The organism is Massilia sp. UBA6681 (assembly GCF_002454935.1).
Taxonomy (GTDB): Bacteria; Pseudomonadota; Gammaproteobacteria; order Burkholderiales; family Burkholderiaceae_D; genus Telluria; species Telluria varians.
Genome location: NZ_DKJX01000045.1, coordinates 66222 through 74866, shown reverse-complemented (window position 1 = coordinate 74866; position 8645 = coordinate 66222). Strand labels below are relative to the sequence as shown.

Genomic DNA, 8645 nt, shown 5'->3' with positions numbered 1-8645 from the left:
CTGCTGGCGCGCCTGCAGATCGAGCGCGGCGGCTCCGGCATCGAGACCCTGATGCGCAGCCTGCCGCATGCGGCGGGCAGCGGCGACTATCACGCGTTCCTCGCCGGCGCGCTGGCGCGCGAAGGACGCCAGCGCGAGGCGGCCGAACACTATGGGGCTGCCTTGCGCACGGCGCCGCAGAACGGGGTATGGTGGATGGGCCTGGGCATCTCGCTGCAGGCCGAGAAGCGCAACCTGGAAGCGGCCGAGGCGTTCCAGAAGGCGCTGGACAGCGGGACCTTGTCGGGCGAACTGCAGGGGTTTGTGGAGCGCAAGCTCAAGCAGCTCAATCGCTAGCGAGGCTTTTGTAGGGTGGGCAGGTCTCCTGCCCACGCGTTCAACAGGCTAGATCTGCCATTGGAGCGGCGCTCGAGCTAACGATCGCCGCGTGGGCGGGAAACCCGCCCACCCTACGGGTCACAGGCGGCTCAGGGTCTCGAGGGCCTTCATCAAGGTCTCGTCCTTCTTCGCAAAGCAGAAACGCACGATCCCCGATTCGGTCGGCCGGCTGTAGAAGGCCGACACCGGAATCGCCGCCACCTTCGCCTCCACCGTCAGCCACCTGGCGAATTCCGCTTCCGGCAGGCTTGATATCGCGTCGTAGCGCACGCACTGGAAATACGTGCCGTCGGACGGCAACAGCTCGAAGCGCGAGCCGGCCAGGCCGGCGCGGAACAGGTCGCGCTTGTGCTGGTAGAAGCCGGGCAGCTCCAGGTAGGGCGCCGGATCCTCCATGTAGGCGGCGATCCCGTGCTGCATCGGCGTGTTCACGCTGAACACGTTGTACTGGTGGACCTTGCGGAACTCGCGCATGAGCGAGGCCGGGGCGGCCACGTAGCCCACCTTCCAGCCCGTGACGTGATAGGTCTTGCCGAAGCTCGAGACCACGAAGGCGCGTTCGGCCAGCCTTGGGTCGCGCGACACCGAGGCATGTTCCTCGCCGTCGTAGACCATGTGCTCGTACACCTCGTCGGACAGCACCAGGATCTCGGTGCCGGCCACGATGGCGGCCAGCGCCTCGAGGTCGGCGGCGCGCAGGATCGAGCCGGTCGGGTTGTGCGGCGAGTTCACGACGATCATGCGGGTACGCGGCGTGACCGCGGCGGCCAGCAGGTCCCAGGGCACGCTGTAGCCCGCGCTGCCCACGCGCATGGCCACCGGCACGGCGACGCCGCCGGCGAGCGCGATCGCGGGAAGGTAGCAGTCGTAGGCCGGCTCGATGACGATCACTTCGTCGCCCGGATGCACGCTGCACAGGATGGCCGACTGGATCGCCTGCGAGGCGCCGTTGGTGACCGTGATTTCGCCGGCCTCGTCATAGCGGCGGCCGTACAGGCGCTCGAGCTTGGCGGCGATCGCCGTGCGCAAGTCGGGAATGCCGGTCATCGGCGCGTACTGGTTGTGGCCCGCGCGCATGGCCTCGTTCACGAGGTCGAGGAGCTTCGGGTCGCAGCCGAAGTCGGGGAAGCCCTGGCCGAGGTTGACGGCGCCGTGTTCCAGGGCGAGCTGCGACATCTGGGTGAAGACGGTGGTGCCCACGGCGGGCAGGCGGGTCGGCAATGCGGGAGTGCTCATGATGGCGTAGAAGATGGCGATGCCGTCATTCTAGCGTGCTTGCCTGCCGGGCCTTGAGCCAGGCTTCGGGCTGCATGATCTTGAACAGGCCTTCGCGCGCGGTGCGGCGGCCCAGCTTGAGCAGGGCCTTGTCCTTGGTGACCAGCACCTCGGCGTCGGCGTCGCGTGCGATCTCCAGGAATTTCTGGTCGTCGCGGTCGGTGCAGACCGGCAGGCGCACGTGCCTGGCATCGGGCGCCACCACCCGCAGCAGGGCGTCGAAGCGCTCTGCCGCCCGGGCACGGCTGCTGTCGTCGAGCGGCAGGTGCGGGTAGTTCAGCACGGCGCGATATTCGTCGCGGCAATCCGCGCGCGTCACGGCGACCAGTTCCCCCGACTCCAGCGCTGCCAGCAAGGGCAAGAAGCGCGGGTCGTGGAAGACGAACAGGTCGAGGCAGACGTTGGTGTCGATGACGATGGGTTTCACTGAGGTCGGAGTCAAAGCAGGTATCATGTAGGAAATTTTTCTAGTAAAGCAGTTTGAAACGATGCTGATTGTCCTGTCGCCCGCCAAATCCCTCGACCTCGAATCCCCAAGCACCACCAAGGAAGCCACCACCCCGGATTTCATCGCGCACGCCGCAGAACTGATCGCCGTGCTGCGCGGCTATTCGCCCGGCCAAGTCGCCGAGCTGATGGACCTGTCCGACAGCCTGGCCATGCTCAACGTGTCGCGCTACGCGCACTGGAGCGAAGACCATCTGGATGCGCGCCAGGCCATCATGTCCTTCAATGGCGACGTCTATGCGGGGCTGGACGCGCGCACGCTTGCACCTGCGGCGATCGCCTACGCCCAGCGCCACCTGCGCATCCTGTCGGGCCTGTATGGCCTGCTGCGTCCGCTGGACCGCATGCATCCGTATCGCCTGGAAATGGGTACGCGCCTGAAGAATCCGCGCGGCGGCAATCTCTATGCCTTCTGGGGCGAGCGCGTGACGCAGGCGCTCAATGCCCAGCTGGCGGAAATCGAGGCGGGAGCCCTGGTCAACCTGGCGTCGGAAGAGTACTTCAAGTCGGTGAAGCCCAAGCTCTTGAGGGCACCGGTGATCACGCCGGTGTTCGAGGACTGGAAGAACGGCAAGTACAAGATCATCTCGTTCTTCGCCAAGCGCGCCCGCGGCCTGATGGCGCGCTATGCGGCCGAGCACGGCATTCTCGACCCGCAGCAGCTCAAGGACTTCGACGTCGACGGCTATGCCTTCGACGCGGCGGCGTCGAGCGAGACCACCTGGGTGTTCCGCCGCCAACAGGCGGCATGAGCGGGCAGGGCGCGGCAGGATCGAGCAGCCGCGCCCAAGCTGCTTACTGTACCGCGTCCTTCGGCGACGCCTTCGGGCCCGACTTCGACCAGAAGCGCCACCACGGCGCATCGCCTGCGGCGTTCGGGTTCAGGAAGCGGCTGTTCGGGTAGTTCAGCACCAGCACGCGCTGGGTGTCGTCGCGCAGCACCGGCATGCCGAGCTTGTCGTAGGAGCGCATCATGAGGAACAGGGCTTCCTCGCGCGCCGGCGCGTCGCTGTATTCCTGCACGGCCAGCTGGGCGCGGTTGAGCGCGGCCAGGAAGGCGCCGCGGCGGTAGTAGTAGTTCGCCACGTGCACTTCGTACTGGGCCATGGCGTTGACCAGGTAGTTCATGCGCGCGATCGAATCTTCGCGGTATTTACTGTTCGGGAACTTGTCGACCAGGGCCTTGAAGGCGGCGAAGGCTTCGCGGGTGGCCTTCGGGTCGCGCTCGGTCGGGTCCTGCTCGTAGATGAAGCTCAGGAAGCCGATCTGGTCGTTGAAGTTGATCAGGCCGCGCAGGTAATACATATAGTCGACCTGGGCGTGGTTCGGGTGCAGCTTGATGAAGCGCTCGACCGCCGCCAGCGCCTCGGCCTGGTCACCCGCCTTGTAATGGGCGTACGCAATTTCCATCTGCGCTTGCGCAGCATAGGTGCCGAAGGGGTAGTTCGATTCGAGCTGCTGGAACAGCTTGATTGCCGCTTCGTAGTGGCCGCCGTTCATCTCATCGCGTGCCTCAGCGTATAATTTCTCCGCTGTCCAATTTTTACTGGCGTCATCCGCCTTCGGCAAGATGTTGCAAGCGGACAGACTGAGGGCGAAAGCGACGACCAGCACAGACAATTTTTTTTGCATAGCTCTTTGCAAGAAAGTTTTACCTAGATTCAACGAACGGCTGATTATAGCCGATGGGACTCACGTGATATTAACTCCTGCGCCGAATTCGGCGGAAATGCCTGTAGACTCTGACCTCGACGATGAGATCGGGTTCGAACTCCCCGCCGGTCCGGACCTCTCTCCGATCACCCTGCAGCTCACGCCCGAGGTCTGCGGCCAACGCCTCGACAAGGTCATCGCCGGCCTGGTGCCCCAGTTCTCGCGCAGCCGCCTGCAGCTCTGGTTCGAAGGCGGCTTCGTCAAGGTCGACGGCAAGCCGGCGCGCGGCAAGGACACCGCCTACGGCGACGAAACCGTGCTCATCGAACCGCAGGCGGCGCCCGAAGACACGGCCTTCGCGCCCGAGCCCATGGAACTTTCCATCGTCCACGAGGACGAGGACATCATCGTCATCAACAAGCCGGCCGGACTCGTGGTCCACCCGGGCGCCGGCAACTGGTCGGGCACGCTGCTCAACGGTTTGCTGCACCATTGCCCGCAACTGGTGGGCGTGCCGCGCGCCGGCATCGTGCACCGCCTCGACAAGGACACCAGCGGCCTGATGGTGGTCGGCAAGACCCTGGCGGCCCAGACCGACCTGGTGCGCCAGCTGCAGGCGCGCACCGTCAAGCGCGAGTACTTCGCGCTGGTCTGGGGCACGCCGCAGCTGTCCGGCACGATCAACGCCTCGATGGGCCGCCACCCGCGCGACCGCGTCAAGATGGCGGTGTCGACGGGCATGTTCGGCAAGCCCGCCATCACCCATTTCAAGCGCGTCGCCGAAGGCAGTCTCGACCGTCGTCCGGTGAGCCTGGTGCGCTGCAGCCTGGAGACCGGCCGTACCCACCAGATCCGCGTCCACATGCAGCACCTGGGCTTCGCGCTGGTGGGCGATGCCGTCTACGGCAAGCAGCACCTGGTGCCGGTGTTCCACCGCCAGGCCCTGCAGGCACGCCGCCTCGGCCTGGTGCATCCGGGCACGGGCGAGCCCTGCGAATGGACGGTGCCGCTGGCCGCCGACTTTGCCGAGCTGATCGCCAAGGCCGGGATCGCCGAGCCGCTCATGGAGAACGACAGCGAGGACAGCGAGGCGTGATGGACCGCAGCACTCTGGTATGGCCGGACTGGCCCGATCTGCCCGGGAACGTCGGCGCACTGGCCACCAGCCGTGACGGCGGCGTGAGCCAGGGCCCGTACGACGACGGCAAAGGTGGCGGCGGCTTGAATCTCGGCATGCACTGCGGCGACGATCCCGAGGCCGTGCGCAGCAACCGTGAGCGCCTGGAGGCCTGGCTGCCGGGCCGTCCGGCCTGGATCGCGCAGGTGCACGGCGCCGCCGTGGTCGATGCCTGCACGGTGGGACCAGGCCAGCCGGTGCGTACCGGCGACGCCAGCGTCACGACCCAGCCGGGCGTGGTGTGCGCGATCCTCACCGCCGACTGCCTGCCGGTGCTGTTCGCGGACCTCGAGGGCAAGGTGGTGGGCGCCGCCCACGCGGGCTGGCGCGGCCTGGCCGGCGGCGTGCTGGGCGAGACGCTGCGCGCGATGCGCGCTTCTGGAGCAGGCGAGATCACCGCCTGGATGGGACCGGCGATCGGCCCGCAGGCGTTCGAAGTGGGCGAGGATGTGCGCGACGCCTTCCTGGCCGCCATGCCCGGCGAGGCCACCCTGGCCGCGTTCAAGCCGAAATTTGACCAACCGGTAAAATTCTTGGCCGACATGTTCACGCTGGCGCGCCTGATGCTGGCGGTCGAGGGCGTGAGCCGTGTCCATGGTGGGGGCATGTGCACCTTCAGTGCGCCGCAGCGTTTTTATTCCTACCGCCGTGATCACGTCACGGGCCGCCAAGCCAGCTTGATCTGGCTCAAGTAAGCGGCGCCGTGCGGGCCCACAATGTTCAGTCGCCCCCGCCGCCCGACGCGTCGTTTGAAGCCGCTGCCGCGTTGCTCCGGGCCAGCGCTTCGCGCCGCGCACGCCGTCGTTTTGACCCTGTGAGATAAAAAAGAATGGATAATGGCAGGGCGCAATAGAACAGGAACGTCATCACCCCGTGCACCACGGTCGGTTCGGTCGCCGCCATCAGGGCAACGACATAAATCCAGGCAACGGCGACGATCCACATGAGCTTTCCCCAAGGTTTTTATTCTGTACCCCGATTCTAAACAACGGACGCTGACATGAACATGCCTGACCCCCAAGCTTTTGCCGCCTCCTGGATGAGCCAGTTCACCGACCCGAGCGTCTGGCAAGGCTGGATGACGATGCCGGCCATGACCCCGCCCGCGATCGGCGCCAGTGCCTTCGGCGCCAACCCGCTGGCCGGCGTGCTGAAGGACTTCGGCGCCGGCATCGCCCCGGCGAAGCTGGAAAGCATCCGCGACGACTACCTGAAAAAGGCCGGCCAGCTGTGGCAGGATTTTGTCAGCGGCAAGACGCCCGAGATCCACGACCGGCGCTTCTCCAGCTCCGAATGGCGGGAACATCCGCTCTCAAGCTTCTCGGCCGCGTCCTACTTGCTGAACTCGGAATTCATGCTGGCCCTGGCCGACGCCGTCGAGGCCGGCCCGCGCGAGCGCCAGAAGATCCGCTTCGCGGTGCAGCAGATGGTCGACGCCATGTCGCCGGCCAACTTCTTTGCTACCAATCCGGAAGCGCAGAAAAAGCTGATCGAGACCAAGGGCGAGAGCCTGACCAAGGGCTTGAGCAACCTGCTGGCCGACCTGCAGAAGGGCCGCATCTCGCAGACCGACGAATCGGCCTTCGAGGTCGGCCGCAACGTCGGCACCACGCCGGGCCAGGTGGTGTTCGAGAACGAGCTGTTCCAGCTGATCCAGTACACGCCGAGCACGCCGAGCGTGAAGGCGGTCCCGCTCCTGATGATCCCGCCGTGCATCAACAAGTTCTACATCCTCGACCTGCAGCCGGAAAACTCGCTGGTGCGCTACGTGGTGGAGCAGGGCAACACGGTGTTCATGGTGTCGTGGCGCAACCCGGACCGCAGTCTGGCCAGCGTACGCTGGGATGACTACGTCGAGACGGGCGCGATCAAGGCGATCGAGGTGGTGCGCGAGATCAGCGGCCAGGACAAGACCCATGTGTTCGGCTTCTGCGTCGGCGGCACCATCGCCGCCACCGCGCTGAGCGTACTGGCCGCGCGCGGCCAGCAGCCGGCCGCCAGCCTGTCGCTGCTTACCACGCTGCTCGACTTCCAGGACACCGGCGTGCTGGAAGTCTTCGTGGACGAGGCCCAGGTGGCGCTGCGCGAGCAGACCCTGGGCGGCGGCGGCCTGATGCCGGGCCGCGACCTGGCCACCACCTTCTCGGCCCTGCGGCCGAACGACCTGGTGTGGAACTATGTCCAGCAGAATTACCTCAAGGGCAAGGAGCCGCCGGCCTTCGATCTGCTGTACTGGAACGCCGACAGCACCAACCTGCCGGGCCCGATGTTCTGCTGGTACCTGCGCAATACCTACCTCGAGAACAAGCTGAAAGTGCCGGGCGCCCTGAGCGTGTGCGGCGTGCCTGTAGACTTGGGCAGGATCGACTGTCCGGTGTTCCTGTATGGCTCGAAAGAGGACCACATCGTGCCCTGGGAAGCGGCCTTCGCCTCGATGAATCTCCTCAACCCGAAGAACCCGAAGGCGAACCGCTACGTGCTGGGCGCCTCGGGCCACATCGCGGGCGTGATCAATCCGGCTTCCAAGAACAAGCGCAGCTACTGGATCAACGACAAGTCGGGCAAGGCGCGTCCGAAGACGGCCGAGGCCTGGTTCGCGGGTGCTAGCGAGCAGAAGGGCAGCTGGTGGCCGGAGTGGGCCAAGTTCCTGGCGCAACACGGCGGCGCGGAGGTGCCGGCCCCGAGCACGTTCGGGAGCGGGCGCTACCAGCCGCTCGAGGCGGCGCCGGGACGCTACGTCAAGGCGCGCGCGGACTGAACGCAGCCTGTACGGCGGATGGCCTTTTGTGATCTGGTCCACCGGACCAGATCACTCCGCTGTACATATCAAAATCATCACGTTAGTTTGTAGTCTAATAATTGCTGCACCTGCGCGCGGGTCGTGGTATGGTGTGGGCTTGTCCGTCCGTAAGGCAATAAAATTGCTGCGCGGCACGGCCCACGGGCCGGGTTTTCTGGTAACCAATCAAGAAAAAATAGCGTGCGGTCCACGCTACCGCAACGCACAACGATGAGACATGAGAGAGATGAGCAGTGTGAAAAAGAGTGCTGAACGCCTGATCAAGAAATACCCGAACCGCCGTCTGTACGATACCCAGACCAGTTCCTACATCACCCTGACCGACGTGAAGCAACTGGTGCTCGACGCCGACGAATTCACCGTCGTCGATGCCAAGACCAACGAAGACCTGACCCGCAGCATCCTGCTCCAGATCATCCTGGAAGAGGAGGCCAACGGCGTCCCGATGTTCTCCAGTTCGGTGCTGGCCCAGATCATCCGCTACTACGGCCACGCCATGCAGGGCATGATGGGTTCCTACCTGGAAAAGAACGTGCAGGCCTTCACCGACATCCAGAACAAGTTCACCAGCAACGCCGCCGGCGCCCTCGAAGGCAAGCCCTTCAGCCCGGAAATGTGGACCCAGTTCATGAATGTCCAGGGTCCGATGATGCAGGGCATGATGAACAACTACATCGACCAGTCGAAGAACCTGTTCCTGCAGATGCAGGAGCAGATGCAGAACCAGAGCAAGGCGATGTTCGGCGCCTTCCCCTTCCCGGGCATGACGCCGCCGACCGACAAGAAGTAATCACCCAGGCAAGATTCGTCTTTTTGAGACATCCGCCGGCCCAGTCCCGGGCCGGCAAACACCCC

General features: G+C 65.2%; 9 protein-coding genes and 1 pseudogene. 6 read left to right on the top strand and 4 right to left on the bottom strand.

Annotation, left to right across the window (positions count from 1 at the left end; translation table 11 throughout):
- Nucleotides 1–336 (top strand): annotated as a pseudogene (locus B2R83_RS06420) (hypothetical protein); the annotation flags it as partial.
- A 120-nt stretch (nucleotides 337–456) separates the two neighbouring features.
- Here the strand turns inward: B2R83_RS06420 and B2R83_RS06415 are convergent.
- Nucleotides 457–1614, bottom strand: a complete 1158-nt coding sequence (locus B2R83_RS06415) for a pyridoxal phosphate-dependent aminotransferase (protein ID WP_292039333.1) — start codon at nucleotides 1612–1614, stop codon at nucleotides 457–459.
- 25 nt (nucleotides 1615–1639) lie between these two features.
- On the bottom strand, nucleotides 1640–2107 hold the full coding sequence (locus tag B2R83_RS06410) for a putative toxin-antitoxin system toxin component, PIN family (RefSeq protein ID WP_292039332.1): 468 nt from the start codon (nucleotides 2105–2107) through the stop codon (nucleotides 1640–1642).
- A gap of 34 nt (nucleotides 2108–2141) precedes the next feature.
- Between B2R83_RS06410 and yaaA the strand changes: the two genes are divergently transcribed.
- Nucleotides 2142–2912 carry a peroxide stress protein YaaA gene (gene yaaA / locus B2R83_RS06405; RefSeq protein WP_292039330.1) on the top strand — a complete coding sequence of 257 codons (771 nt, stop codon included), beginning with the start codon at nucleotides 2142–2144 and terminating at the stop codon, nucleotides 2910–2912.
- Nucleotides 2913–2955: 43 nt separating this feature from the next.
- On the opposite strand, the gene B2R83_RS06400 is transcribed toward yaaA, so the two are convergent.
- Nucleotides 2956–3792: an outer membrane protein assembly factor BamD gene (locus B2R83_RS06400; RefSeq protein ID WP_209586847.1), complete on the bottom strand. Its 837-nt coding sequence runs from the start codon at nucleotides 3790–3792 to the stop codon at nucleotides 2956–2958.
- A gap of 97 nt (nucleotides 3793–3889) precedes the next feature.
- Here B2R83_RS06400 and B2R83_RS06395 point away from each other — a divergent pair, with 97 nt between their 5' ends.
- Entirely contained in the window at nucleotides 3890–4909 is a 1020-nt protein-coding gene (locus B2R83_RS06395) for an RluA family pseudouridine synthase (RefSeq protein ID WP_292039326.1), read from the top strand.
- Nucleotides 4909–5685, top strand: a complete 777-nt coding sequence (pgeF, locus tag B2R83_RS06390; protein ID WP_292039324.1) for a peptidoglycan editing factor PgeF — start codon at nucleotides 4909–4911, stop codon at nucleotides 5683–5685. The genes B2R83_RS06395 and pgeF overlap by 1 nt, the downstream gene beginning before the upstream one ends.
- Nucleotides 5686–5710: 25 nt before the next feature.
- On the opposite strand, the gene B2R83_RS06385 is transcribed toward pgeF, so the two are convergent.
- Nucleotides 5711–5935, bottom strand: a complete 225-nt coding sequence (locus tag B2R83_RS06385) for a hypothetical protein (RefSeq protein WP_292039322.1) — start codon at nucleotides 5933–5935, stop codon at nucleotides 5711–5713.
- Between the two features lie 55 nt (nucleotides 5936–5990).
- Between B2R83_RS06385 and phaC the strand changes: the two genes are divergently transcribed.
- Nucleotides 5991–7748 carry a class I poly(R)-hydroxyalkanoic acid synthase gene (phaC, locus tag B2R83_RS06380; protein WP_292039321.1) on the top strand — a complete coding sequence of 586 codons (1758 nt, stop codon included), beginning with the start codon at nucleotides 5991–5993 and terminating at the stop codon, nucleotides 7746–7748.
- A 268-nt stretch (nucleotides 7749–8016) separates the two neighbouring features.
- Nucleotides 8017–8580 (top strand): polyhydroxyalkanoate synthesis repressor PhaR, encoded by a 564-nt coding sequence (gene phaR / locus B2R83_RS06375; RefSeq protein ID WP_292039319.1) that lies wholly within the window; start codon nucleotides 8017–8019, stop codon nucleotides 8578–8580.
- Nucleotides 8581–8645: the final 65 nt, after the last annotated feature.